This is a genomic window from Methylobacterium sp. J-118 (assembly GCF_057836565.1).
Genome location: NZ_JBYQFA010000001.1, coordinates 3992835 through 4017375, shown reverse-complemented (window position 1 = coordinate 4017375; position 24541 = coordinate 3992835). Strand labels below are relative to the sequence as shown.

At 69.9% G+C, this 24541-nt stretch carries 24 protein-coding genes; 12 read left to right on the top strand and 12 right to left on the bottom strand.

Annotated elements, in window-relative coordinates; translation table 11 throughout:
* Positions 1–9 precede the first annotated feature (9 nt).
* The 3 genes from AC3IF3_RS19505 to AC3IF3_RS19495 all read right to left on the bottom strand — a co-directional run bounded on the left by AC3IF3_RS19505 (position 10) and on the right by AC3IF3_RS19495 (position 5818).
* Positions 10–1164, bottom strand: a complete 1155-nt coding sequence (locus AC3IF3_RS19505; RefSeq protein WP_489229962.1) for a CaiB/BaiF CoA transferase family protein — start codon at positions 1162–1164, stop codon at positions 10–12.
* A 150-nt stretch (positions 1165–1314) separates the two neighbouring features.
* Positions 1315–4485: an efflux RND transporter permease subunit gene (locus tag AC3IF3_RS19500; RefSeq protein ID WP_489229960.1), complete on the bottom strand. Its 3171-nt coding sequence runs from the start codon at positions 4483–4485 to the stop codon at positions 1315–1317.
* A 49-nt stretch (positions 4486–4534) separates the two neighbouring features.
* A complete protein-coding gene (locus tag AC3IF3_RS19495; RefSeq protein WP_489229958.1) occupies positions 4535–5818 on the bottom strand; it encodes an efflux RND transporter periplasmic adaptor subunit in 1284 nt (427 codons plus the stop codon).
* Between the two features lie 290 nt (positions 5819–6108).
* Between AC3IF3_RS19495 and AC3IF3_RS19490 the strand changes: the two genes are divergently transcribed.
* On the top strand, positions 6109–6336 hold the full coding sequence (locus AC3IF3_RS19490; protein ID WP_243967031.1) for an HOOK family protein: 228 nt from the start codon (positions 6109–6111) through the stop codon (positions 6334–6336).
* Between the two features lie 418 nt (positions 6337–6754).
* Positions 6755–6934 carry a hypothetical protein gene (locus AC3IF3_RS19485; protein ID WP_243967030.1) on the top strand — a complete coding sequence of 60 codons (180 nt, stop codon included), beginning with the start codon at positions 6755–6757 and terminating at the stop codon, positions 6932–6934.
* Here the strand turns inward: AC3IF3_RS19485 and AC3IF3_RS19480 are convergent, their stop codons facing one another.
* Genes AC3IF3_RS19480 through AC3IF3_RS19470 form a run of 3 tightly spaced genes read right to left on the bottom strand, consistent with a single transcriptional unit; the run spans position 6935 to position 8866 of the window.
* The gene (locus tag AC3IF3_RS19480) at positions 6935–7150 is read right to left on the bottom strand and encodes a hypothetical protein (RefSeq protein ID WP_243967029.1); all 216 of its coding nucleotides are present in this window, start codon (positions 7148–7150) and stop codon (positions 6935–6937) included.
* Complete coding sequence (locus AC3IF3_RS19475) at positions 7143–7754, bottom strand: cysteine hydrolase family protein (protein ID WP_489229957.1); 612 nt, start codon at positions 7752–7754, stop codon at positions 7143–7145. Before AC3IF3_RS19475 ends, AC3IF3_RS19480 begins: the two co-directional genes overlap by 8 nt.
* Positions 7754–8866 (bottom strand): GNAT family N-acetyltransferase, encoded by a 1113-nt coding sequence (locus AC3IF3_RS19470; RefSeq protein WP_489229956.1) that lies wholly within the window; start codon positions 8864–8866, stop codon positions 7754–7756. The genes AC3IF3_RS19475 and AC3IF3_RS19470 overlap by 1 nt, the downstream gene beginning before the upstream one ends.
* 235 nt (positions 8867–9101) lie before the next feature.
* Here AC3IF3_RS19470 and AC3IF3_RS19465 point away from each other — a divergent pair, with 235 nt between their 5' ends.
* The 6 genes from AC3IF3_RS19465 (at position 9102) to ureG (ending at position 14501) form a co-directional block, all read left to right on the top strand.
* Positions 9102–10115: a LysR family transcriptional regulator gene (locus AC3IF3_RS19465; RefSeq protein WP_243967026.1), complete on the top strand. Its 1014-nt coding sequence runs from the start codon at positions 9102–9104 to the stop codon at positions 10113–10115.
* A gap of 93 nt (positions 10116–10208) precedes the next feature.
* Complete coding sequence (locus AC3IF3_RS19460) at positions 10209–10829, top strand: urease subunit gamma (protein ID WP_243967025.1); 621 nt, start codon at positions 10209–10211, stop codon at positions 10827–10829.
* A gap of 2 nt (positions 10830–10831) precedes the next feature.
* Complete coding sequence (ureC, locus tag AC3IF3_RS19455) at positions 10832–12559, top strand: urease subunit alpha (protein ID WP_489229954.1); 1728 nt, start codon at positions 10832–10834, stop codon at positions 12557–12559.
* Between the two features lie 135 nt (positions 12560–12694).
* A complete protein-coding gene (locus tag AC3IF3_RS19450) occupies positions 12695–13186 on the top strand; it encodes an urease accessory protein UreE (RefSeq protein ID WP_489231340.1) in 492 nt (163 codons plus the stop codon).
* On the top strand, positions 13149–13862 hold the full coding sequence (locus tag AC3IF3_RS19445; protein ID WP_489229953.1) for an urease accessory protein UreF: 714 nt from the start codon (positions 13149–13151) through the stop codon (positions 13860–13862). The genes AC3IF3_RS19450 and AC3IF3_RS19445 overlap by 38 nt, the downstream gene beginning before the upstream one ends.
* 18 nt (positions 13863–13880) lie before the next feature.
* Positions 13881–14501, top strand: a complete 621-nt coding sequence (gene ureG / locus AC3IF3_RS19440; protein WP_489231339.1) for an urease accessory protein UreG — start codon at positions 13881–13883, stop codon at positions 14499–14501.
* 27 nt (positions 14502–14528) lie between these two features.
* Here the strand turns inward: ureG and AC3IF3_RS19435 are convergent, their stop codons facing one another.
* Positions 14529–14753, bottom strand: coding sequence for a hypothetical protein (locus AC3IF3_RS19435; RefSeq protein WP_489217702.1), 225 nt, complete (start codon positions 14751–14753; stop codon positions 14529–14531).
* A gap of 188 nt (positions 14754–14941) precedes the next feature.
* On the opposite strand from AC3IF3_RS19435, the gene AC3IF3_RS19430 reads away from it, so the two are divergent.
* The gene (locus AC3IF3_RS19430; RefSeq protein WP_243967022.1) at positions 14942–15145 is read left to right on the top strand and encodes a DUF3311 domain-containing protein; all 204 of its coding nucleotides are present in this window, start codon (positions 14942–14944) and stop codon (positions 15143–15145) included.
* Positions 15142–16602 (top strand): sodium:solute symporter family protein, encoded by a 1461-nt coding sequence (locus tag AC3IF3_RS19425; RefSeq protein ID WP_489229952.1) that lies wholly within the window; start codon positions 15142–15144, stop codon positions 16600–16602. The genes AC3IF3_RS19430 and AC3IF3_RS19425 overlap by 4 nt, the downstream gene beginning before the upstream one ends.
* A gap of 63 nt (positions 16603–16665) precedes the next feature.
* Here AC3IF3_RS19425 and AC3IF3_RS19420 read toward each other — a convergent pair whose 3' ends face one another.
* Genes AC3IF3_RS19420 through AC3IF3_RS19405 form a run of 4 tightly spaced genes read right to left on the bottom strand, consistent with a single transcriptional unit; the run spans position 16666 to position 20090 of the window.
* Entirely contained in the window at positions 16666–17439 is a 774-nt protein-coding gene (locus AC3IF3_RS19420) for an ABC transporter permease (RefSeq protein WP_489229951.1), read from the bottom strand.
* Positions 17436–18347, bottom strand: coding sequence for an ABC transporter permease (locus tag AC3IF3_RS19415; RefSeq protein WP_489229950.1), 912 nt, complete (start codon positions 18345–18347; stop codon positions 17436–17438). Before AC3IF3_RS19415 ends, AC3IF3_RS19420 begins: the two co-directional genes overlap by 4 nt.
* Positions 18344–19399 (bottom strand): ABC transporter ATP-binding protein, encoded by a 1056-nt coding sequence (locus AC3IF3_RS19410; RefSeq protein WP_243967017.1) that lies wholly within the window; start codon positions 19397–19399, stop codon positions 18344–18346. Before AC3IF3_RS19410 ends, AC3IF3_RS19415 begins: the two co-directional genes overlap by 4 nt.
* A 4-nt stretch (positions 19400–19403) precedes the next feature.
* Positions 19404–20090 (bottom strand): Crp/Fnr family transcriptional regulator, encoded by a 687-nt coding sequence (locus AC3IF3_RS19405; RefSeq protein WP_243967016.1) that lies wholly within the window; start codon positions 20088–20090, stop codon positions 19404–19406.
* Between the two features lie 276 nt (positions 20091–20366).
* On the opposite strand from AC3IF3_RS19405, the gene AC3IF3_RS19400 reads away from it, so the two are divergent.
* A complete protein-coding gene (locus tag AC3IF3_RS19400; RefSeq protein ID WP_243967015.1) occupies positions 20367–21266 on the top strand; it encodes a UDP-3-O-acyl-N-acetylglucosamine deacetylase in 900 nt (299 codons plus the stop codon).
* 26 nt (positions 21267–21292) lie between these two features.
* Here the strand turns inward: AC3IF3_RS19400 and AC3IF3_RS19395 are convergent, their stop codons facing one another.
* Positions 21293–22363 carry an HD-GYP domain-containing protein gene (locus tag AC3IF3_RS19395; RefSeq protein WP_243967014.1) on the bottom strand — a complete coding sequence of 357 codons (1071 nt, stop codon included), beginning with the start codon at positions 22361–22363 and terminating at the stop codon, positions 21293–21295.
* Positions 22364–22675: 312 nt separating this feature from the next.
* Here AC3IF3_RS19395 and AC3IF3_RS19390 point away from each other — a divergent pair, with 312 nt between their 5' ends.
* Positions 22676–24541 carry an ABC-F family ATP-binding cassette domain-containing protein gene (locus AC3IF3_RS19390; protein ID WP_489217696.1) on the top strand — a complete coding sequence of 622 codons (1866 nt, stop codon included), beginning with the start codon at positions 22676–22678 and terminating at the stop codon, positions 24539–24541.

Sequence of the window (24541 nt, the reverse complement as noted above, 5' to 3'; positions counted from 1 at the left end):
CCCGTTCGGTCATGCGATCCGCCCTCCGCTTCCAGGGGGCGCGAACTCGGCCCGGATCCGCGCAGTGTGCTGGCCGATTTCGGGGACCGGACCGAGCGCCCGCACCTGCCCGTCGATCAGCACAGGCGGCGCCACGATCCGGGCGGGTCCGGCCTGTGTCTCGACCACACTGCGCACGAGGGCCGGATGCGCGGCCAAGTCTGCCAGCGTGTTGACGAAGCCGTAGGCGGTCCCGGCGGCCTTCAGCCGGGCCGCCGCCGCGTCGCGGGACAGCCGTACCAGCGCGGCCCCGACCCGGAGATCGACCGCGTCCCGATTGGCCACGCGGGCCGTGTTCGACGCGTATCCCTCGGCGGTGGCGAGGTCGGGGTCCTCCAGCACCGACGCACAGAAGCGGGCCCATTCACGCTCGTTCTGGATCGAGATCAGCACTAGGCTGTCATCGGCCGTGGGGAAGGCGCCGTAGGGGCAGATCGACGGATGGGCGAGGCCGACCCGCTGCGGGACCCGGCCTGTGCCCTCGAAATAGAGCAGCGGCACAGTCATCCAGTCGGCGGCGGCGCCGAACAGGCTCACGTCGAGGGCACAGCCCTGCCCCGAGATTCCCCGGGCGATCAGCGCCTCCAGCACGGCGGCATGGGCATCCATCCCGCAGGCGACGTCGCAGACCGAGACGCCGACCCGGCCGGGCCCGGCCGGATGGCCGGTGATCCCGGCGAGCCCGCTCTCGGCCTGGACCAGCAGGTCGTAGGCCTTCATGGCGCTGTAGGCGTGGCCGGTGCCGTAGCCGGAGATGTCCACGGTGATCAGCCGCGGGTAGCGCGCGCGCAGGTCCGCCGCGCCGAAGCCCGCCCGGGCGGCGGCACCGGGGGCGAGATTCTGCACGAACACGTCGGCCCGGGCGAGGACCGCGTGCAGGAGGCGCGCATCCTCCGGGTTCTTGATGTCGGCGACGAGGCTCTCCTTGCCGCGGTTGAGCCAGACGAAGTAGCTGGCCAGCCCGTTCACCGCATCGTCGTAGCCGCGGGCGAAATCCCCCTCCGGGCGCTCGATCTTAATGACCCGGGCGCCGGCATCCGCGAGCCGCGCGGTGCAGTAGGGCGCGGCCACCGCCTGCTCCAGGGCCAGGACGGTCAGCCCGTGCAGCGGCAGAGTCTGGCTCATGCGCGTCCTTCGATTCTAAACTGCCCCGCGGGGCCGGACCCGGCTCACCTGGGTCGGTCTCGGCCCGCGCCAAGCCGGGTCCGGTGACAGGGCCGCGCTGCCGTGAGCGTCAGACTGACTTCCGCGTCGCGCTGCGCGCGGGGACGCGGATCACTCCGCCGCGCGGAGCGCGGGCGGTCCCCGGACTTCCTCGACCGGCTCCGCCCCGGGAACGGCCAGGGCCGCGTCCACCGCCCCGGGCTTGTCCCGGAAGGAGAAGCGGTGCGCCAGCCGGTCGAGGTAGATGTAGATCACCGGCGTCGTGAACAGCGTCAGGATCTGGCTGACCGCGAGGCCGCCGACCATGGCGTAGCCGAGCGGCTGCCGGATCTCCGAGCCGGTCCCGGTGGCGAACATCAGCGGGATGCCCCCGAGCAGGGCCGCCATGGTGGTCATCAGGATCGGGCGGAAGCGCAGCAGCGCGGCCCGGCGGATCGCCTCCTCGGGGGTCAGCCCCTCCTCACGCTCAGCCACGATGGCGAAGTCGACCAGCATGATGCCGTTCTTCTTCACGATGCCGATCAGCAGGATGATGCCGATGAGCGCGATCAGGCTGAAATCGTACCCCGCCCACATGAGCACCGCGAGGGCGCCGACGCCGGCCGAGGGCAGCGTCGACAGGATGGTGATCGGGTGGATGAAGCTCTCGTAGAGGATGCCGAGGATCAGATAGACGACGAACAGAGCCGCCAGGATCAGCAGCGGCACCGTAGAGAGCGATTGCTGGAAGGCCTGCGCGGTGCCCTGGAAGCCGCTCACCACGGTTTGCGGCACCTGGAGGTCGCGCATCGCCTGGCCGATCGCCTCCGTCGCCTGGCCCAGCGCCACGTCGGGGGCGAGGTTGAAGCTGATCGTCACCGCCGGGAACTGGCCCTGGTGGTTCACGGCCAGCGGCGCCACCGGGTCGGTGGTCCAGCGGGCGAAGGCCGCGATCGGCACCTGGCCGCCGCCGTTGGGCGCCTTGATGTAGATCTTGTCGAGGCTCTCGACGCTGCCCTGCAGGGCCGGAAGCACCTCCAGCACCACGTGGTAGCTGTTGAGCTGGGTGAAGTACTGCGCGATCTGCCGCTGCCCGAAGGCGTCGTAGAGGGTGTCGTCGATCAGCTGGGGTGTGATCCCGTAGCGCGAGGCGGCGTCGCGGTCGATCGACAGCGTCAGGGTCGTGCCCCGGGTCTGCTGGTCGGTGGCGACATCGCGCAGTTCCGATAGGGTCTTCAGCCGGTCGAGGATCCGCGGCGCCCAGGTGTTGAGTTCGGCGAGGTCCGGGTCCTGGAGCGTGTATTCGAACTGCGTACGCGAGGTCCGGCCGCCCGTGCGCACGTCCTGCGTGGCCTGGATGAAGGTGCGGATGCCCGCGACCTGATCGAGCTTCGGGCGCAGGCGGCCGATCACCTGGAACGCGTTGACGTCGCGCTCCTCCCGGGGCTTGAGCGTGATGTACATGCGGCCCGAGTTCAGCGCCTGGCCGTTCCCGCCGAGCGACATGCCGACGGTGGCCACCGCCGGGTCGGCCTGGACGATCGCACCGACCTTCTCCTGGAGCGTCATCATCGCCGAGAAGGAGATGTCCTGTCCCGCCTCGGTGACGCCGATCATGAAGCCGGTGTCCTGCTGCGGGAAGAAGCCCTTCGGGATCGCCACGAACAGGTAGCCGGTCAGCGCCAAGGTGGCGAAGAAGACCAGGAGCGTGACCTTGCGGAATCGCAGGGCGACGTCGAGGGCGTCCTCGTAGACCGAGAGCAGCCAGTCGAATCCGGCCTCGCTCATCCGGTAGAGGCGGCCGTGGCGCTCGGCGTCGTGCGGCTTGAGCAGCCGGGCGGCCATCATCGGCGTCAGCGTCAGCGACACGAAGGCCGAAACCGCGATCGTCATCGACAGCACCACGGCGAATTCGCGGAACAGTCGGCCGATGATGCCGCCCATCAGCAGGAGCGGGATCAGCACCGCGATCAGCGACACCGAGATCGACACGATGGTGAAGCCGATCTCGCCCGCGCCCTTGAAGGCGGCCTCCATCGGCCGCATCCCCTCCTCCACGTAGCGGCTGATGTTCTCCAGCACGACGATGGCGTCGTCGACCACGAAGCCGACCGAGATGGTGAGCGCCATCAGCGAGAGGTTGTCGAGGGTGTAGCCCGCGATCCACATCAGCGCGCAGGCCCCGAGCAGGGCGAGCGGCACCGTCACGCTCGGGATCACCGTCGCCCAGAAGCTGCGCAGGAAGACGAAGATCACCGCCACCACCAGCACGATGGTGAGCAGCAGGGTGAACTGCACATCCTCCACGGAGGCGCGGATGGTCTGGGTCCGGTCGCTCAGGATCCCGATCTTGATCCCGGCCGGGAGGGTGGAGGTCAGGCGCGGCAGCTGCGCCTTGATGCTGTCCACCGTGTCGATCACGTTGGCGCCGGGCTGCTTGAACACCACCAGGAACACGCCGCGCTGGCCGTTGGTCCAGCCGGCCTGCTTGGTGTCCTCGGAGCCGGCCACCGCGTGGCCGATGTCGCGCACGCGCAGGGGCGCGCCGTTCTGGTAGGCCACGATCACGGCGTCCCAGTTCTTGGCCTCGGTGAGTTGGTCGTTGGCGTAGATCGTGTAGCTGTGGCTGCCGCCGTCGATGCTGCCCTTGGGGTTGTTGACCGTGGTCAGGGTGAGCTGCGTGCGCACGTCCTCCAGCGAGAGGCCCTTGGCCACGAGCTTGGCGGGATCGACCTGGATGCGGATGGCGGGCTTCTGCTGGCCGCCGATGAAGACCTGCGCGACGCCGGAGATCTGGCTGATCCGCTGGGCGAGCTGCACGTCGACGGCATCGTCGACGTCGATCAGGGGCAGGCTGTCGGAGGTGGCCGAGAGCAGGAGGATCGGCGAATCGGCCGGGTTGACCTTCCGGTACGTCGGCGGGCTCGGCAGGTTCTTCGGCAGCTGGCCGCCGGCGGCGTTGATCGCCGCCTGGATGTCGCTCGCCGCACCGTCGATGTTGCGGTTCAGCTCGAACTGAACGGTGACCGTCGAGATCCCGAGGGAACTCGTCGAGGTCATCTGCGATACGCCCGGGATCTGCGAGAACTGCCGCTCCAGGGGCTGCGCCACGGAGGACGCCATGGTCTCGGGGCTGCCGCCGGGGAGCTGCGCCGTCACCTGGATCGTCGGGAAATCCACCTGCGGCAGCGGGGCGACGCCCAAGAGCGGATAGGCCACCACCCCGAGGAACAGGATGCCGACCATGATCAGCGTGGTCGCCACCGGGAACCGGATGAACGGCGCCGAGATGCCGCCCTTCATCGCTGGGCCCGCCCGAGTCGTGAGACCGCCGTCGCGGCGTGAAGGTCCATCAGCGTTGAGCCTCCACCCGGCGCGCGGACGTGTCCGGCGCCTCCGCCTGGGCCGCCCGGGATGCGGGCGGCTCACCGACGAGGCTCCCGTCCTGGACCTTGTACTGGCCGGCGGTGATCACCCGCTCGCCGGCTTTCAGGTCGCCGCTCAGAATCTGGGTCCGGCCCGAATCGGAGCGCCCGGCCTTCAGGGCGCGCTGATGGGCGTGATTGCCGTCGTCCACCACGAAGGCGAACAGGCCGTCCGGTCCATGCTGGACCGCGTTGTCGGGAACCGTGGTGGCGACGGCGACGATGCCGACCCGCATCTTGGTGGAGACCGACAGGCCGGGCCAGAGGGCGTGGTTCCGGTTCTCGTACACGGCCTTGAGGCGGATCGTGCCGGTCGCCGTGTCCACCTGGTTGTTGAACAGGGCGAGCTTGCCGTCGGCGAGCTTGGTGAGCCCGTCGGAACTCCAGGCTTCCACCGGCACGTCGCCCTTCCGCAGGGCCGCGGTGATGGCGGGCAGCTGATCCTCCGGCGCAGTGAAGACCACGAAGATCGGCTCCACCTGGGTGATCGTGACGATCGGGGTCTGGCCGGCGGCGTTGACGATGTTGCCGATATCGACCTGCCGGAAGCCGGTCACGCCGTCGATCGGCGCGCGGATGGTGGCGTAGCCGAGCTGGGTCGACGCATTGTCGATCGCGGCCTGATCGGAGGCGACCTGCGCCGTGAGCTGTGCGACCAGGGCGGTCTGCGTCTCGGTCTGCTGCCGCGACGCGTAGGCGCCGAGGCCGGTGTACCGGACGAGATCCGCTTTGGCGTTGTTGAGGTTGGCGGTGTCCTGCTCCTTCTTGGCCTTGGCCTGGTCCATCGCCGCCTGATAGGGGCGCGGGTCGACCTGAACGAGGATGTCGCCCTTGTGGACGGCCTGGCCTTCGCGGAAGGCGACCTGCTGGATCTCGCCGTCGACGCGCGTGCGTGCCTGGACGGTGTTGTAGGCCTGGACGGTGCCGAGACCGTTCGACACGAGCGCGAACGGCCCCTGCTCGACGGTTCCGAGGGTCACGGGCACGGGACGCGGGGCGGCGGCCTTCGGCTTCTCGGCGGGCTGGCCGAGCCGCGTATAGCCATAGGCACCCCCGCCCGCGAGGGCGAGGAGGACCAGGATCGCCGCGAAGGAGCGGCCGCGCCGCGACCCGCGCGCGACCGGATCGCGCCGCCGGTCGACCCCGCCCGACGCCGCATCGATCTCATGCGATCGCGATGCGGCGCGATCACCCTCGTCCCCGCTCAGCATGCGCTCACGTCCGCCTCCCGGTCCGGCCCTCGGTCGAACCTGAGTATTTTGCATTCAATAGCATACAATCCCCACCGCCGACACCGATGCGTTACACCGAGCCGGGGAATCGTGGCCGGGACAGGGCGTGCAAATCCGGGTGTCGCAGGGTAGCCTCGCGGCCGCCGCGGCTCCGCAGCGGCCAGCGATCGCCCGTCCCGGCGTCGCGTGGCCCAACCGGCGCTGAGCGGCATCGCCCATCACCGACAGGCCGGCGCTGCCACATCCGGCCGAAGAGACCAGGACGCTGCATGATCTCCACGCTGGAACTGGACGGATTGCAGGAACTTCGCGCCGCGCTCATCGAGGAGCGGCAGATCCTTGTGGCGTCGGTGCGAAAGCTGCGCGAGACCCGGCGGCAGAAGGGCACGTTCGTCCTGGGCGACGGCTCGGAGGCCGGGCCGCGGCTCGTGGCGCTGCAGCAGCAGATCGAGGTGGTCGAATCCGTCATCGCCACGCTGATGGAATCCCAGACCTGACACGCTCGGTTTGCAGAGCGCCCGGCACGCCGAGTTCCCTCGGCGGATGTCGCGATGGTCTAGGCCATCTTGATGTCCATCTTGTTTCTGGGATCTGCGCCGTGTCGTGCCCCATGCAATCCTGTAGTGACAAAATATTAATCTGACGTCACGGACGAAACGAATGATTTCAATCTCTTAAATGGTTAGAGGCTGGCTCGAATCCATTACGGTTCTGTCATCGACGTCCATAAGATGGACATGTTCGGGGCACGGTGCCGATGACGGTTCGCGACAGGCCTTCAGTCCGGTGTGGCGGAAACTGGGGCGGATGGATGTGACGATGGCGGCGCATTGTCGACGCCCAGCCTGCCATTCGGCTGGACCGCTCGATCCCTGGGCGGTAGCGGACGACAAATCAGCGCACGGAACCCGTACGATGGACGCCTTCGATCACACCGCAGCGGCCCGCGATGCCGACGCACGCGTCGCGCCGCAGCCCAAGGCCGAAACGATCGCCCTCTGGCTCGCCCTCGACGCGGAGCGGCGGGCCCGCGACGAGCGGACGGCGCGGCTGCGCGCCATGCGCCTCATCGGCGGCGAAGACGACGCGAGCTGATCAGTCGTCGCCCGGGCCACCGTCCGGCTGGCGGGCTGCCAGCGCGAAGCCGACCGCCATCGCCGCGGCCTCGGCATGGGCGATCAGCGTCGGATCCCCGGCGTCCCGCGCAGCCTGGAGGAGCGCGATCGCGTGGCGTCCGAGGCGCTGATCGATATCCGCGTCCCGGGCGAACACGGCGCCGCCGGCGGCATTGTCGTGGCTTCGGTCAATCATGGGCATGCGTCGGTCTTGAGATGGAGGCCGTCGTCCGGAAGGGCGCCGAGGCGTCGATCCAGGCCTGCGTGTCCGTGACATCCGCGAAGGCGCGCAGCACGGCGCTCACCGAGCGATGGATGTCCTCGGCCGCGATCCCGTCGAGGGCGTGGCTGGCGGAGGCGTCGCACAGGAAGGTCACGTCCTGCCCGCGGTGATAGCCGTCGATCGCGGTGGCCAGGCAGGCCGCCTCGCCGGCAAAGCCCGCGACGACGAGGGGCGGGCTGCCCCGCTCCATCACGTCGGCGAAGGCCGGGCTGGCGTAGCAGGACGGTCGATCCCGATCGAAGATCATGTCGCAGCCCAGCGGCTCGAAACCCTCGATCCAGCGGGCGAATCGGGTGCCGGCCTGAAACAGGTGCGCGCCGATCCAGCGCACATAGGCGACCTGGATGCCGCTGTCCCGGGCATGGCCGAGGGCGCGGCGGCAATTCTCCAGGGCCGGGCCGATGCGCGGGAGCGCCAGCGGCCGGCCGGCGATCTCATATTCCTGCTGCATGTCCACCAGCACCAGCACGGGGACGCTGCGCGGCCGACGGTAGAGGATCGGATTCGTCTGGCGCATCACACCGCGACCTTCCGATCGACGGAGGGCCGGGTGACGGCGCGGGCACGGGAGCGGTCGAGGGCCCCCGCGCGATGCCAGCGGCCCTCGGGCCGGATGATCACGTAGGGATCGACGCCGAGCCCGATGGCCTGGGGATGGAGCTCGGTTTCCAGCAGCATCTCGACATAGTCGAAATCCGAGAAGACCAGTTCCTGCGCCCCCTCGAAGACCGCGAAGCCGAAGCGGCTCCAGAACCCGACGAGGCGCTTCTGCGCATGCCCGTAGAGGCGGCGGTAGCCCTTCACCCGGGCCAGTTCGATTCCCGCGCGGACGAGGGCGAAGGCCATGCGGGTGTTGCGGTACTCGGCCCGCACCGCCAGGCGTTCGATCTTGGCGAAATCCGCGAAGAAGCGGATGCGCAGGCAGCCGGCGGGCTCGTCGCCGAAATAGCCGATGAGGTGCGTGGCCGAGAGGTCGTTGCCGTCGAACTCCTCCTCGTAGGGGCAGGCCTGTTCGGCCATGTAGACGGCGGCGCGCAGCGCGATGACGCGGGCGAGATCCTCCATGCTGCGCGCGACCGCGACGCTGGTGCCGGTCCCGCCGGGGCGGTGGCTGTCGTAGGGCGGTGCGGGCTCGGCCTTCGGCCCGCGGGCGAAGTGGTAGAGGCCGCCCTGTGCGGCGCTCGGTGCCTCGAAGCCGAGGGCCGTCAGCAGGCTCGCGCCCTCCGGCGTCGCCGCCCGGGCGTAGAAGTCGACGCCCTGGTAGTTCGGGCTGGAGAGGCGGTCGAAGACCAGGCTGACGCCGCCGGCCAGACGCCGCCGCGCGTGGACGGCCCAGACATAGATGCAAGCGGGGCGTTCGTGCTGGCCGGCCAGCATCGCGTCCGGCGGATCCGCCGCGTCGAAACGTCCCGCCTTGAGTGCGGCGAGGCCGTCGGCATTCAGCATCAGGCAGGCGACGAAGCCGTCGCCCCGTGGCGCGGCGGCGTCGAATCTGTGCCGATGGGCGATCGCCATCACACTATCCGGGTTGCGCGACATCACCCGCTGAACAGTCTTCAGCGGTGCGAGGTCCGGCAGATCGACCCGCGCGGCCGCGATGAGCTGTTCGAGATCGCGTGACGCCGGCATGAAGATCACGAGGTGGCGGGCGACGCGATCGACCTTGAGCGCGCCGAGTGCGTGCCGCTGCCGCGGAGAGACTTGGGAAGACCCAAGATGATCCACGTCCGTCGCGACGAAATGGGAGCGTGCAATGTGCACCGTCATCGGATGACCTGACATTGAGGTACGGATTGACGGTTCAGCACTTCGCATCTAGCGCACTCCCTGTATGTGCAAAATTTGGAACAGGGGCGTTCCGTAGATGGAACAGACGGAGGCGGGCCGGGGCGTGATGCCCGACTGGCAGAGCATCCGCGTCTTCCTGACCCTCGAGCGCTCCGGGAGCTTCCGGGCCGCGGCCTCCAAGCTCGGCGTGTCGGTGAATTCGGTGCGCCGGCGGATCGCCGATCTCGAAACCCTGATCGGCGCGCCGTTGCTGACGCGCCACGTGGACGGCATCCGTCTGACCTCGGAGGGACACGCGATCCTGGAGGCCGCCGCCCGCATGGAGACCGCGGCGTTCGGCCTGATGCGGGCGGGGGAGACCGCGCCCTTCGCCGAGGCCGGCGAGGTCCGGATCGCGGTGACGGAAGGGCTCGGCGCGTTCTGGCTCGCGCCGCGCCTGGTCGAGTTTCAGCGGGCCAACCCGCGCCTGACGGTCGATCTGCGCTGCGCGATGGAATCCGCCGATGTCCTCCGTCTGGAGGCCGACGTGGCGATCCAGCTGTCACGGCCGACCAGCCCCGATCTGCGGCTGGTCAAGCTGGGCCGCATCCACCTGATCCCCTACGCGGCCCGCGAATACGAACAGACCTACGGGCTTCCCGCCGCGCCGGAGGATCTCGCCCGCCACCGGATCGTGGTCCAGGCCAGCAGCCAGACGATCCGCCTGGAGGATTTCAGCCGCGAGCTGCCGGGTTTCCCCGCCTCGGTTCCGATCGCGCTGAAGATCAACGTCAGCAGCGCGTATTACTGGGCGATCGCCAAGGGGGCGGGGATCGGTCTCCTGCCGACCTACGCCAGCGCGATCGGGGCGCGGGTCATACCGGTGGACAATCTGGGCCGGTTCAGCCTGGACATCTGGCTGACCTATCATCCGGACGCGGAGCGGATCGAGCGGGTGCGCCGGACGATCGACTGGCTGCGGGCCGCCTTCGATCCGAAGCGCTATCCCTGGTTCCGGGACGAGTTCATCCATCCCCGGGACCTGCCCACCGCCATCAAGGGCGAGCCGCTTCCGGATCTGTTCGCCGGCTTCACCGGCATGACACCCTGAGGGTGGCCGGCCCGTCGCGCGGCCCGATCAGGCTCCCTTGACCGCGCCGCGCGCATGATCCTTGCTCCGGCCGTCGCGACGACGAGGTTGCCCGTGCTGCTGACACCCCGCGAGAAAGACAAGCTGCTGATCGCCATGGCGGCACAGGTGGCGCGGAACCGTCTGGCCCGGGGCGTCAAGCTCAACCACCCGGAGGCGGTGGCGCTGATCACCGACTTCGTGGTCGAGGGCGCCCGGGACGGCCGCACCGTCGCCGAGCTGATGCAGGCCGGCGCCACCGTCCTCACCGCCGATCAGGTGATGGAGGGCGTATCCGAGATGATCCACGACATCCAGGTCGAGGCGACGTTCCCGGACGGCACCAAGCTCGTGACCGTGCATCACCCGATTCGGGGGGCGGCCTCGGCGGACGTGCCCGGCGTGGTGACGCCCCTGCCCGGCGAGATCGTCTTCAACGCCGATGCCGAGCGCACCGTGATCGAGGTTGCCAATACCGGGGATCGACCGATCCAGGTCGGCTCGCACTACCATTTCTACGAGGTCAATCCGGGCCTCGTCTTCCCGCGCGAGCAGGCCCGCGGCAAGCGCCTCGACATCGCGCCCGGGACCGCGGTGCGCTTCGAGCCCGGGTCCACCCGGGAGGTCACGCTGGTGCCGCTCTCCGGCGGCCGCACCGTCTTCGGCTTCCGCGGTGACGTGATGGGCACGCTCTGACCATGGCCAACACACCCAAGCCCGCGAGCCTCCCCCGCTCCGCCTATGCCGACATGTTCGGCCCGACCACCGGCGACCGCATCCGCCTCGCCGACACCAGCCTGGAGATCACGGTCGAGCGCGATTTCACCATCTACGGCGAGGAGGTGAAGTTCGGCGGCGGAAAGGTCATCCGGGACGGGATGGGTCAGAGCCAGGTGAGCAATGCCGCCGGTGCGGTCGACACGGTGATCACCAACGCGGTCGTGCTCGACCATTGGGGCATCGTGAAATGCGACGTCGGAATCGTGCGCGGCCGGATCTTCCGGCTCGGCAAAGCCGGCAATCCGGACGTACAGCCCGGGATCGACATCATCGTCGGCCCCGGAACCGAAGTGATCGCCGGTGAAGGGAAGATCCTGACCGCCGGGGGCTTCGACAGCCACATCCACTTCATCTGCCCGCAGCAGATCGAGGAGGCGCTCTGCTCGGGCGTGACCACGATGCTCGGCGGCGGGACCGGGCCGGCGCACGGGACCTTCGCCACCACCTGCACCCCCGGCCCCTGGCACATCGCCCGGATGATCGAGGCGGCCGATGCCTTCCCGATGAACCTCGCGTTCGCCGGCAAGGGCAACGCCTCGCGCCCCGAAAGCCTGATCGAGATGGTCCGGGCCGGGGCCTGCGCGCTGAAGCTCCACGAGGATTGGGGCACCACCCCGGCGGCGATCGATACCTGCCTGTCGGTGGCGGATGCCCACGACGTCCAGGTCATGATCCACACCGACACGCTCAACGAATCGGGCTTCGTCGAGGACACGATCGCGGCCTTCAAGGGCCGGACCATCCACGCCTTCCACACCGAGGGCGCCGGCGGCGGCCACGCGCCGGACATCATCAAGGTCGCCGGCCTGCCGAACGTGCTCCCGTCGTCGACGAACCCGACACGGCCCTACACGCGGAACACCATCGACGAGCATCTCGACATGCTCATGGTCTGTCACCACCTCGATCCGTCGATCCCGGAGGATCTCGCCTTCGCGGAGAGCCGGATCCGCCGGGAGACCATCGCGGCCGAGGACATCCTGCACGATCTCGGCGCGCTCTCGATGATGTCGTCGGACAGCCAGGCCATGGGCCGGGTCGGCGAGGTCGTGATTCGCACCTGGCAGACCGCCGACAAGATGAAGCGCCAGCGCGGCGCCCTGGCGGGCGACACCTCCGGCACCGACAATCTGCGCGCCCGCCGCTACGTGGCGAAGTACACGATCAACCCGGCGATCGCGCACGGCGTGTCGAAGCACATCGGCTCGGTGGAGCCCGGCAAGCTCGCCGACCTCGTGCTCTGGACGCCGGCCTTCTTCGGGGTGAAGCCGGACCTCGTCATCAAGGGCGGCAGCATCGCGGCCGCGCCGATGGGCGACCCGAACGCCTCGATCCCGACGCCGCAGCCGGTGCATTACCGCCCGATGTTCGGCGCCTACGGGCGCGCGCCCTTCGCCACCGCCCTCACCTTCGTGTCCAAGGCGGCCGTCGAGGACGGGTTGCGGGACCGTCTCGGCGTGCAGAAGGAATTGGTCGCGGTGGAGAATGTCCGGGGCGGCATCTCGAAGGCGAGCATGGTGCTCAATGACGCGACCCCGGTCATCGAGGTGGATCCCGAGACCTACGACGTCCGCGCCGACGGCGAGCTCCTGGTGTGCGAGCCCGCCGAGGTCCTGCCGATGGCCCAGCGTTATTTCCTGTTCTGAGCTATCGTGGTGCCGACGGACAGGAGGGCATCGATTGCACGCTCTTGCCCGATCAGCCCCCCTTCGGCATCGAACAGCCGCTGGCCGACGGCTTTCTGCCGAAGGAGCCCGACCTCATTGACCAGTCCTGAGGCCATGATCCGCGCCACCCGCATCCTGCGCCGGGACGCCCTGTCCGGCGGCGAGATCGTCGACCGTGTGATCCTCGACCACGGCGACCGGCACCGCCGCCGCGTCGCCATGCGCGGGGCCGGCGGCTTGGGATTCCTGCTCGACCTCCCGGAACCGACCGTACTGGAGGACGGCGACGCCCTGGTGCTGCAGGACGGGCGCCTCGTCTGGGTCGAGGCCGCGCCGGAGCGGCTGCTGGAGATCCGCGCGTCGAGCGACCGCGCCCTCAAGCGCCTGATCTGGCATATCGGCAACCGCCACATCCCGGCCGAGATCGGCAGCGACGCCGTCTGGATCGTCGACGATCACGTGCTTGCCGACATGGTGCGGGGACTCGGCGGCAGCGCCGAGCCGGTGGTGCGCCCGTTCCGCCCCGAGGGCGGGGCCTATGCCGGAGGCCATGGGCACGACCATCCGCATGGCGGAGACCATCATCATCCCGATGCCCATGGTTGAGCCCCTGGAGGCGCTTCGGCTGACGGCGTGGCTGTCGCCGGGCTACCCGGTGGGCGCCTACGCGTACTCGCACGGGCTGGAATGGGCCGTGGAGGCGGGCGATGTGCGCGACGAGGCGAGCCTAACGGCCTGGCTCGGCGATGTCTGCGCCTGCGGCTCCCTGCGCAACGATCTGATCCTCGCAGCCCACGCCCACCGCGCCGGGCGGGCCGGCGACGGGGACGCCCTCGCCGACCTCAACGACCTCGCCCTGGCGCTCGCCCCGTCGCGCGAGCTGCACCTGGAGACCAGCCAGCAGGGGCGCAGCTTCCTCGACGCGACCCTCGGGGCCTGGCCCTGCGGGCCGCTGGCGGCCCTGGCCGAACGCCTGCCCGGCCCCCTCGCCTATCCGGTCGCGGTCGGGGCCGCCGCCGGGGCGCACGCCATGGCGGCGGGCCCCGTGCTGGCCGCCTACGGCCTCGCCTTCGTCCAGAACCTCGTCTCGGCGGCGCTGCGGGCGGCGCCGGTGGGCCAAGCGGCCGGGACGCGGATCGTCGCCGCCCTGGCGCCCCGCCTCGTGGCGCTGGCGGCCGACGCCGGCAGCGCGGATCTCGACGCCCTCGGCTCCGCCACGTTCCGCCTGGACCTCGGCTCGTTCCGGCACGAGACCCAGTATTCCCGCATCTTCCGCTCCTGAGGGCGCTGCATGACCCCCGTGACTGGTTCCGCGAACGGCCCCCTCCGCGTCGGCATCGGCGGCCCCGTCGGGTCCGGCAAGACCGCCCTGATGGAGCAGCTCTGCAAGCGCTTCCGCGACCGCTACGAGATCTGCGCGATCACCAACGACATCTACACCAAGGAGGATGCGCGCATCCTGACGGTGGCCGGGGCGCTGCCGGAGGAGCGCATCCTCGGGGTCGAGACCGGCGGCTGCCCGCACACCGCGATTCGCGAGGACGCCTCGATCAATCTCGCGGCCGTCGCCGAGATGAGCCGGCGTTTCCCGAAGCTCGATCTGGTTCTGATCGAATCCGGCGGCGACAACCTCGCGGCGACCTTCTCGCCGGAACTGGCCGACATCACCCTCTACGTGATCGACGTGGCCGGGGGCGAGAAGATCCCGCGCAAGGGCGGCCCCGGCATCACCCGGTCGGACCTGCTGATCGTCAACAAGACCGATCTGGCGCCGCTCGTCGGCGCGGACCTGTCGGTGATGGAGGCCGATACGCGGCGGATGCGCGGGACCCGTCCCTACGTGTTCGCCTCCCTGCGCGATGGCGCGGGCGCCGACGCCGTGGCGCGCTTCGTCGAGGAGGCGGGCGGGCTGGGCCGGTGACCCGGGCCGACGGAGCCGGACGGCCCGTTATCGCCCGGCCTCGGCCGATCGCGTACGGACCGGCGTGGCGGGCCGTACGCCCATCAGACCATCCAGGCGGCTCATCCGGGCGCTGAAATCGTTCATCGCGCTCTGGCGCGCCTGGATAGCGGCGCTGAGCCCGGGCTTTGCCGGATTCCGAGCCGGGCGCGCTTCGGCGACGGGGGCCGCGAGGAACGCGGCCAGGGAGAGAAAGGTCAGGGTGCGGGTCATCGACGGCGTCCCTCACGATCAACCGCGGCGGTCGCGGTCGCGGACGGGACAAGGATAGGATCGCCCGAAGCGTAGCCGTGTGCGTCGGCGCACCCCCCGCGCGGGCAGGCCTTCTCGAGATCCGCGATTGACAGCCGCCCGGGACTGATTCAACCCAAAGGATTGATGGCTTCTGGACGGTATCGCGCATGCGAAACCTGCGATGGCTCGCCGCCCTGCCGTTCATCGGCATCCTGATCGGGCCCTTCTTCTTGAATCGGGTCGAACCGTTCGTCCTCGGGCTGCCGCTGCTCCTCGCCTGGCTCGTGTTCTGCGTGATCGGAACGTCGGTGGTGATGGCGCTGATCTACAGGGCGGATCCCGAGAATCGCGCATCCGGGGATCCCCGATGAGCGTCGCCCTCGCCATCGTCGCGGCCGGCTTCGCGCTGGCGATCGGCCTCGGACTCTACGCCCGGCTGGGCCGCGAGATGGGCCTGGAGCAATGGACCGTCGGCGGACGCGGCTTCGGCACCGCCCTGGTCTTCCTGCTGATGGCCGGGGAGATCTATACGACCTTCACGTTCCTCGGCGGGTCCGGCATCGCCTACGGGAAGGGCGGCCCGGCCTACTACATCCTCTGCTACCTGACGCTCGCCTATGTGACCTCGTACTGGCTGCTGCCGCCGGTCTGGCGCTACGCCAAGCAGCACGGCCTCTACACGCAGCCGGACTTCTTCGCGCGGAAATACGGGAGCCCGGCCCTGGGCATGCTGGTGGCGTCGGTGGGGCTCGTCGCGCTCGTCCCCTACCTCGTGCTCCAGCTCAAGGGCCTCGGGATCATCGTCTCCACGGCGTCCTACGGCGCCATCTCGTCCACGGCTGCGGTCTGGATCGGCGCCGCCGCGCTCACGGCCTACGTGGTCGTGTCGGGGGTGCACGGCTCGGCCTGGACGGCGGTGATCAAAGATACGACCATCCTGGCGCTGGTGATCTTCCTCGGGATCTACCTGCCCCTGCACTATTACGGCAGCTACGACGGCCTGTTCCGGGCGATCGAGGCCGCCAAGCCGGGATTCCTGGCGCTGCCCGAGCGCGGCCAGAGCCCGGTCTGGTTCTCGACCACGGTCCTGCTCACGGCGCTCGGCGGCTACATGTGGCCGCATACCTTCGCGTCGCTCTACACGGCGCGCGAGCCCGGCGCCTTCCGGCGCAACGCGGTTCTCCTGCCGGTCTACCAGCTGATCAACCTGTTCGTGTTCATGATCGGCTTCACGGCCGTGCTGCAGGTGCCCGGCCTCGCCGGATCCGAGGTCGACCTGTCGCTGTTCAAGCTGTCGCTGGCGAGCTTCCCGCCCTGGTTCATCGGCCTGATCGGCGCCACCGGCGTGCTCACCGCGCTGGTGCCCGGTTCGATGATCCTGATCGCCGGCGTCACCCTGGTGGCCAACAACCTCGTCCGGCCGTTGCGGCCCGGCATGGACGACGCGGCGACCGCGCGGCTGTGCAAGATCCTGGTGCCGGTCCTGGCCCTGGTCTGCGTCGGGTTCACCCTCAGCGGCGGCGATACGATCGTGCAGCTCCTGCTGATGGGCTACAACTTCGTGACGCAGCTGTTCCCCTGCTTCATCGCCAGCCTGCTGCCCCGCAATCCCCTGAACCGGCCGGCGGCGGCGGCGGGGATCGTGGCCGGCGTCGCCACCGTGGCGGCCACGGTGCTGAGCGGGTTCAGCCTGTCGAAGCTCTCGATCCTGGGACCGCTCCAGGACGTGAATGTCGGCGTCGCCGCCCTGGTGGTGAACCTCGTGGTGACGGCCGCGGTGGCGCGCTTGACCCGCGCCGACACGGCGTCCCAGGCCCAGGTGGCCTGAAGCCGCGTCCGGACGGGCGTCCCGCGACCCGGGGCACGGTCCTGTCTTGGACGGCCGGATCGCTCAGGCCCGCCCCCGGCGCGCCGTCAGCCAGGAGGCCAGGAGCACCGCCGCGCTCACGAGGCCGACCAGCAGGGTCGAGGCGGCGTTGATCTCCGGGTTCACCCCAAGCCGGACCTGACTGTAGAGGCGCATCGGCAGCGTCGTCGAGCCCGGACCCGAGACGAAGCTCGCGATGACCAGATCGTCGAGCGACAGGGTGAAGGCGAGGAGCCCTCCGGCCGCCACGGCCGGCGCCAGCAGCGGCAGGGTGATGGTCGTCAGCACCCTCATCGGCGGGGCGCCGAGATCGGCGGCGGCGTCCTCCAGGGTCCGGTCGAGGCCGCGCAGGCGCGCGGCGACCACCACGGCCACGAACCCGGTGCAGAAGGTGGCGTGCGCGATCACGATGGTGCCGAGTCCGCGGTCGAGTCCGATGCCGATGAACATCAGCAGCAGCGACAGGCCGATCATCACCTCCGGCATCACGATCGGCCCGAAGACGAGGCCGGTGAACAGCGACCGTCCGCGGAAGCGGCGCTGCCGCTCCAGAACGAGCGCCGCCAGCGTCCCGAGGATCGTGGCGATGAGGCTCGCCAGGATCGCCACCTTGAGCGAGACCCAGGCCGCGGCCAGCAGGGGCGCATCGGCCAGCAGGGCCCCGTACCACCGGGTCGAGACTCCGCCCCAGACGGTGACCAGGGGCGAGGCGTTGAACGAGTAGGCGATCAGCACCAGGATCGGCAGGTAGAGGAAGCCAAGCCCGGCGACGAGGGCGGTACGGGTGACCCAGGTCACGGCGCATCCCCCTCGCCCGAGCGCAGACTGTCGCGGAACAGCACCACCGGGCCGATGACGATGGCGAGGATCAGGACGGCGACCGCGGAGGCCAGGGGCCAGTCCCGGTTCGAGAAGAACTCCGTCCACAGCACCCGGCCCAGCATCAGGGTCTCCGAGCCCCCGAGCAGGTCCGGAATGACGAATTCGCCCACCATCGGGATGAAGCACAGGGCTGCGCCGGCCGCGATGCCGGGCAGGCTGAGCGGCAGCGTCACGCTCCAGAACACCCGGGTCGGCGTGGCACCGAGATCCGCCGCGGCCTCCCGCAGGGCGGGGTCCAGGCGGTTCATTACCGCGTAGAGCGGGAGCACCATGAACGGCAGGTAGGCGTAGACGAGACCGATGATCACCGCGGCGTCGGTGTTGAGGATCGTCAGCGGCTCGGCGATCAGTCCGAGCCGGAGCAGCACGAGGTTGAGCAGACCCTCCGGCTTCAGGATCGCGATCCAGGCGTAGACCCGGATCAGGAAGCTCGTCCAGAACGGCACGACCACCAGCGCGACGAGGAGCGGCTGCCAGCGGGACGGCGCCCGCGCCAGGGCATAGGCCAGGGGCGTGCCGAGGGCGACCAGGATCAGGCTGGCCAGGGCGGCGTAGCCCAGCGAACCCAGCGCGGCGTCGCGGTAGAGCGGGTCGGCTGAGAGCGTGGCGTAATTGTCGAAGTTGAGGGCTTCGAGGAAGCTGGACCAGCCATCGAGGCCGCCCCGCCAATCGAGCACCGGAAGGTAGGGCGGTATCGCCGTCGCCGGTTCCGACAGGCTGATCTTGAGGGTGATGGCGAAGGGCAGAAGGAAGAAGGCCGCCAGCCAGACGAAGGGCGGCAGACGGACCAGCCGATCGAACAGGGTCCGCGGCTTTCCGCTCATGCCGGGAGGATCACCGCGGCCTCGGCCGCGAACCCGGCGCAGGTCTGCGACCCCGGCGGCAGGTCGGCATCGGCCGGGCGGCCACTGGCCCGAAGGATTCCGCCGTCCGGCAGGCGCAGGGTTCGGCGCAGGCGATCCCCCAGGAAGGTCGCCTCCGCCACCGTGACCGGCAGTCCTGTCCCGCCGAAGACCAGATCCTCCGGACGCACCGCCACCACCACCGCCGCGCCTTCAGCCAGCGCCGCGGCGGCGATCCCCCGGACTTGCCCGTGCGCGGTCTGCACGGTGCGCGCACCGCCCGCCGCGTCCGGTCCGAGGCGCCCGGGGAGGAGATTCACGTCGCCGAGCAGCCCCGCCACGAACCGGTTCGCCGGCCGCCGGTAGAGTTCGGCCGGCGGTCCGACCTGAACCAGCCGGCCTGCCTCCATGACGCCGATCCGATCGGCGAGCATCATCGCCTCCTCCGGATCGTGGGTCACGACCACGAAGGCGGTGCCCAGGCGGCGCTGCACGGCGCGCAATTCGCCCTGGGTCTCCTCCCGCAGGCCCCGGTCGAGGGCGCCGAGGGGCTCGTCGAGCAGGAGCAGCTCCGGCTCCCGGGCGAGCGCCCGGGCCAGGGCCACCCGCTGCCGCTGGCCCCCCGAGAGCGTCTCGGGACGGCGGTCGCCGAAGCCTTCGAGGCGGACGAGCCGCAGCAGCTCGGCGACCCGCGCGGCAGCCTCGCTCCGGCCCATCCCCTTGAGGCCGTAGGCGATATTGCCGGCCACACGCATGTGCGGGAACAGCGCGTAGGACTGGAACATCATGTTGACCGGGCGCCTGTGCGGCGGCAGCCCGGTGATGTCCCGGCCGCCGAGGCGAATCCGGCCGGAACTCGGCCGTTCGAACCCCGCGATCATGCGCAACAGGGTGCTCTTACCGCAGCCGGACGGGCCGAGCAGGCAGAAGAACTCCCCGGGTTCGAGGGCGAGCGTCACCGAATCGACGGCCGGATGCGCGCCGAAGCGCTTGGTCAGCGCGTCCAATTCCAGGCGCGGCGGCGTGCCCGACACGGGATCAGGAATCCTCGCGCAGGGCCTCGGCGACGCGTGCTTCGAGGAGATCCGGCCGGCGCAGGACCAGGGCGCCGCGGGTCCGGTCGACCAGGCCCTCCGCGGCCATGGCGGTGAATTCCCGGGTGACCTGCTCCCGTCGGCACCCGATCCGCGCGGCGAGGACGTGGTGGTAGGGCGGCGGCGAGACCACGCGCTCGCCGGAGGCGCCGGTCCGCGGCACCGAGAGGCGCAGCAATTCGGCGTAGAGGCGATGCTTCAGATCGAGGAGGGCGTGCTCCATCAGCCGCGTGTTCAATTCGCGCACGCGCTTGGCGAGGAGACGGAACAGCCGGTCGGCGATCGCCTCCGAGGCGAAGACCATCTGCCGGAACACCGCCGCCGGCACCACGCAGACTTCGCCGCGGGTCAGCGCCGTGACGTTGGCCGAGCGCCCGATCCCGTCGATCGCAGCCAGCTCGCCGAAGAACGCGCCGCCGCGCATCTCGCCGAGAATCACCTCCTTGCCGGACTGGGTCCGGTTAAGGATGCGAACCTCGCCGGAGGCGATGAAGTAGACGTCGGTGGAGATGTCGTCGAAGTCGACCAGCACCTCGTTCTCGTCGAAGCGCCGCCAGTGGCACCGGGATTCGTAGGTGTTGAGCTCGATGCCCGGGTCCTTGAAGAAGGGTATGGTCCCCAGCCGCGCCATCGATGCTGTTCCCTCAACTCCAGTCCGGCCTCCGTCCCTGCCCAAACGGGTGCCGGCCAGCAGATCTCGGGACGGGAGCGGCCCGCACGGTTTAGCTGGACGCCGCGACTGCAGCGCTCCATCCACGGGGCGGAGATGATCGTGACCGTCACTTGCCGGCCGGTCAAGCCGGGCCCGGGTGAACAGGAGTTTATTAGCGTGGATCAGGATATCCGGGCTACATGCCCGGCCTCCCTGCCAAGCCTGCCGCAGCGGGCGATTCCGATGCACCATGATGTGACGATCACGCGTTTCGATTCCCGGACGTCCGTGCCGGTCCCGCGCCTCCAGGCCACGCTGACCCGCCCGTTCGAGCGGTCCGGGCAGAGCCTGCATTCGGGCCGGCATGCCACCGTGCGCGTCTGCCCGGCGCCGGCCGATCACGGCATCGTCTTCCGCCGCCGGCTGAGGGACGGGCGCGTCATCGATATCCCGGCGCGCTGGTACCATCGGGAATCGCAGCCGCTCTCCTCGGCGCTGCGGCGCGAGGGCATTCTCGTCCGCACCATCGAGCACCTGATGGCGTCTCTGAGCGCCCTGGAGATCGACAATGCGGTGGTCGAGATCGATGCGGACGAGCTACCGATCTTCGACGGGAGCGCCACGCCTTGGTGCGAGGCGATCCGGGCATCGGGCCGGAGCGAGCAGGCGCAGCCCTGCCGTCAGATCCGGGTGCGCCGCACTGTTTCGGTGACGAATGGGCGGCGGCACATCCGCATCGAACCCGGTACGGGTCTTCACGTGACCGGTCATATCGCGCTCTCGCATTTCGGATCGGTCGACTGGTCGGGGGCCATCACCCCCGAGACGTTCGTGACCGAGATCGCGCCGTCGCGCAGCTTCGGCCGGTTCGCGCGCGCGATGGCCGGACGCGCTTTCGGGTATGTGGCACGGAAGGATTTCCTGCAGGGCGTCTCTCGGCACTCGGCGGCGCTCCTGGTGCGCGGCCACGTGCTCGGCGGGATGCGCGTCCCGGGTGAGCCGGTGCGGCACCGCGTGCTCGACCTGATCGGCGACCTGGCCCTCGTGGGTCATCCGGTCGAGGGATGGGTCACCGCCTTCCACACCGGGCACGAGCTGAATCACGCCCTGGTGGCGGCGCTGATGCAGGACGAGACCGCCTGGGAACTGGACTGAGGTCCGGACCGATCGCCCGGCCGCGCTCAGGCGGATGCGCGGTAGGGCATCTCGCAGGCCGTGGCGACGGCTCCGAAGGCGCGCACCAGATCGGTGTCGAGCTTCGCGCCCATGGCCTTCAGGATCGCGTAGGCTTCGTGGGCCGGCTTCGGCGCCTTGTAGGGCCGCGCCTCGATGAGGGCCGCGAAGATGTCGGAGATCGTGATCAGCCGCACGAGGTCCGGGATCTCCTGGCCGCGCAGGCCATCCGGGTAGCCCGAACCGTCGAGATATTCATGGTGCGAGCGGACGACCGAGAGGGTGAGCGCGTCGTAATGCCCGTTCAGCAGCATCGCGTGGCCGATGGCTGGGTGGCGATCCATCTCGCACCGCTCCTCGGGCGTCAGTGGTCCCGGCTTGTTCAGGATGGCCCGCGGTATCTTGGCCTTCCCGATGTCGTGGAGCAGGGCGCCCTTGATCAGGTAGCGCGAATCGACATCGTTGAGGCCGAGCGTCCGGGCGAAATCCGCCGCGAGGCCGGCCACGCTGAGGCAGTGCCGGTGCGTGGCGTCGTCGAAGCTCGCGACGACGTCGAGCCAGTCCCGGACCTTGGCGTCGCGGATCGCCCGATTGACCAGGACGGCACCGGATTCGACGGTCGCCAGCGCCGGGGCGCCATCCGCACGGAAGATGGCCACGAAGGCGTCCCGGGATGCCGTGGCTTGATGCCGAAGGTCGCCGCCCCCCGGAGGTCGCGCCGTGGCACCCGCCGCCAGGGCGGTGACCGTGTTGAGCAGCAGGGCGCTCGCCGCCGAGGCCTGCAGCACCTTGGTGGCTCCGAGGGCGGACGCCTGGATCTCGCCGCGGCCGAGATTGCCGTGGATGAGGGCGAGGAATGGCGTCTCGGGGCCGCGCACCACCGCGAGGGCTTGGCGCAGGCGCCGCAGGGATTCGGATGTCAGCGCGCTCACGTCGCTGATGATCAGCGCGGCTCCGGAGGGTGGCGCAGCGTCCCCGTAGAGATCGTGCAGCGACACGTCTCCATCGCCGCCGAGATTGCGCGCCAGACGGCCGGCGCGGCTGACGTCGTCGGTGAGGATCAGGGTCCGGCCCAACACGTGCCTCCTGTCATACCGTAGGCCGGCGCAAAGTCTCGGAGATCATGGCGCGACGATCGATGGCATGGTCCGACGCGATGCTCTCCAGCCATGTCAGCCAGCGTCCGTATCAGACGTTTCGTCGGCTGCACTACTGCGCGACGGCCAAAAATGCCGCGCGAATGCTGCAAATTCGTTAAACGCCCTGCTGGCAATGCAGTTTTTCGCAGCCGCTTCAGGAAACTGCCCGGGGTCGGTGGCGCGGTGGGCCCCGCCGACACCGCACGGCAGCCGGCGCTTGCCTCGCCGCTTCCGGACGGCCAGAACGCCGCCATGCTAAGCGTCAACGACCTCACCTACCGCATCGGCGACCGTCTGATCCTGGATTCCGCGACCTTCACGATCCCGGAGGGCGCCCGCGTCGGCCTTGTGGGGCGCAACGGTGCCGGCAAGACCACGCTGTTCAAGGCGATCCTCGGCGACCTGCCGGTCGACGCGAAATCGGTGTCGCTGCCGAGAGGCATGCGCATCGGCGCGGTCGCCCAGGAAGCCCCGGCCGGCCCGGAGACCCTGCATGCGGTGGTGCTTGCCGCCGATACCGAGCGGGCCCGGCTTATGGCGGAGGCCGAACACGCCGACGGGCTGCGCCGGGCCGAGATCGAGACGCGGCTGGTCGATATCGGCGCCCACTCGGCCCCGGCTCGCGCCGCCGCGATCCTGCACGGGCTCGGCTTCGACGCGGCCGCGCAGGCGCGGCCCTGCTCGGATTTCTCCGGCGGCTGGCGGATGCGGGTGGCGCTGGCCGCCGTGCTGTTCTCGGAGCCCGACCTGCTGCTGCTGGACGAGCCGACCAACTACCTCGACATCGAGGGCACGCTCTGGCTCTACGATTACCTGGAGCGCTACCCGCGCACCGCGATCGTCATCAGTCACGACCGGGATCTGCTCGACACCAGCGTCGACCACATCCTTCACCTCGACCGCGGCAAGCTCACCATCTACCGCGGCGGCTATACGAGCTTCGCCAAGCAGCTCTCGGAGAAGCGCACGCTGCTCGCCAAGGCCAAGGTGAAGCAGGATGCCGAACGGGCGCATCTCCAGAGCTTCATCGACCGGTTCAAGGCGAAGGCCACCAAGGCGCGCCAGGCCCAGTCCCGGGTGAAGCGGCTGGCCAAGATGGAGCCGATCGCGGCGCTGCTCGAGGACGACGTGCCGGTGATCCACCTGCCGAGCCCGGAGAAGCCCCTGTCGCCGCCGATCGTCGCCATGGAGCGGGTCAAGGCCGGCTACGGCGACCGGATCGTGCTCACCGGCCTCGATCTCAGCCTCGCCCCCGACGACCGCGTGGCGCTGCTCGGCGCCAACGGCAACGGAAAATCGACCTTCTGCAAGCTGATTGGCGGCCGGCTCGGGCCGCTCGCCGGCGAGGTCAAGCGTTCCTCGAAGATGGAGGTCGCCTACTTCGCCCAGCACCAGCTCGACGAGCTGCGCCCCGCCGAGAGCGCCTACGCGCATGTCCGCACCCTGATGCCCGACGTGCCGGAGGCGAAGGTGCGCTCGGCCACCGCCCGGCTCGGCTTCGGGGCCAACAAGGCCGATACCCCGGTTGAGAAACTCTCCGGCGGCGAGAAGGCGCGGCTGCTGATGGGGCTCGCGGCCTTCCACGGCCCGCACCTGCTGATCCTCGACGAGCCGACCAACCACCTCGACATCGAGAGCCGCCAGGCCCTGGTCGAAGCGATCAACGACTACGAGGGCGCGGTGATCCTGGTCTCCCACGACCGGTTCCTCGTCGAGGCCTGCGCCGACCGGCTGTGGCTGGTGGCGGACGGCACCGTGAAGACCTTCGACGGCGACATGGACGATTACCGCCGCTTCGTCCTGTCCGGCCCGGAGCGCGAGGCCGAGCGCGACGTGGAACCCGCGGGCGGCCAGAAGGCCGAGGCGCGCCGCGCCGGTGTCGAGCGCCGCGCGGCCCTCGCCCCGCTCCGGAAGCGCCTGGACGCGATCGAGGCACGCATGGCGAAGCTGACGGCGGCGATCCAGAAGATCGATGCGGCGCTGGAGGACGGCTCGGCCTTCCGGGAGAACGCCGCCAAGGCCGGCGAGATCGCCCGGATGCGCGCCGACGCCGCCGGCGCCCTCGCCGCCGCCGAGGAGGAATGGCTGACGGTCAGCGCCGAGATCGAGGCGGCCTGA

Coding starts and splice junctions, on each gene's coding strand:
- AC3IF3_RS19495 (WP_489229958.1), bottom strand. CDS start 5,818: ATGCTGAGCGGGGACGAGGGTGATCGCGCCGCATCGCGATCGCATGAG.
- AC3IF3_RS19480 (WP_243967029.1), bottom strand. CDS start 7,150: ATGATTGACCGAAGCCACGACAATGCCGCCGGCGGCGCCGTGTTCGCC.
- AC3IF3_RS19485 (WP_243967030.1), top strand. CDS start 6,755: ATGGACGCCTTCGATCACACCGCAGCGGCCCGCGATGCCGACGCACGC.
- AC3IF3_RS19390 (WP_489217696.1), top strand. CDS start 22,676: ATGCTAAGCGTCAACGACCTCACCTACCGCATCGGCGACCGTCTGATC.
- AC3IF3_RS19415 (WP_489229950.1), bottom strand. CDS start 18,347: ATGAGCGGAAAGCCGCGGACCCTGTTCGATCGGCTGGTCCGTCTGCCG.
- AC3IF3_RS19465 (WP_243967026.1), top strand. CDS start 9,102: ATGGAACAGACGGAGGCGGGCCGGGGCGTGATGCCCGACTGGCAGAGC.
- ureC (WP_489229954.1), top strand. CDS start 10,832: ATGGCCAACACACCCAAGCCCGCGAGCCTCCCCCGCTCCGCCTATGCC.
- AC3IF3_RS19500 (WP_489229960.1), bottom strand. CDS start 4,485: ATGAAGGGCGGCATCTCGGCGCCGTTCATCCGGTTCCCGGTGGCGACC.
- AC3IF3_RS19430 (WP_243967022.1), top strand. CDS start 14,942: ATGCGAAACCTGCGATGGCTCGCCGCCCTGCCGTTCATCGGCATCCTG.
- AC3IF3_RS19445 (WP_489229953.1), top strand. CDS start 13,149: ATGGCGGAGACCATCATCATCCCGATGCCCATGGTTGAGCCCCTGGAG.
- AC3IF3_RS19425 (WP_489229952.1), top strand. CDS start 15,142: ATGAGCGTCGCCCTCGCCATCGTCGCGGCCGGCTTCGCGCTGGCGATC.
- AC3IF3_RS19405 (WP_243967016.1), bottom strand. CDS start 20,090: ATGGCGCGGCTGGGGACCATACCCTTCTTCAAGGACCCGGGCATCGAG.
- AC3IF3_RS19505 (WP_489229962.1), bottom strand. CDS start 1,164: ATGAGCCAGACTCTGCCGCTGCACGGGCTGACCGTCCTGGCCCTGGAG.
- AC3IF3_RS19450 (WP_489231340.1), top strand. CDS start 12,695: ATGATCCGCGCCACCCGCATCCTGCGCCGGGACGCCCTGTCCGGCGGC.
- AC3IF3_RS19470 (WP_489229956.1), bottom strand. CDS start 8,866: ATGCCGGCGTCACGCGATCTCGAACAGCTCATCGCGGCCGCGCGGGTC.
- AC3IF3_RS19490 (WP_243967031.1), top strand. CDS start 6,109: ATGATCTCCACGCTGGAACTGGACGGATTGCAGGAACTTCGCGCCGCG.
- AC3IF3_RS19435 (WP_489217702.1), bottom strand. CDS start 14,753: ATGACCCGCACCCTGACCTTTCTCTCCCTGGCCGCGTTCCTCGCGGCC.
- AC3IF3_RS19475 (WP_489229957.1), bottom strand. CDS start 7,754: ATGCGCCAGACGAATCCGATCCTCTACCGTCGGCCGCGCAGCGTCCCC.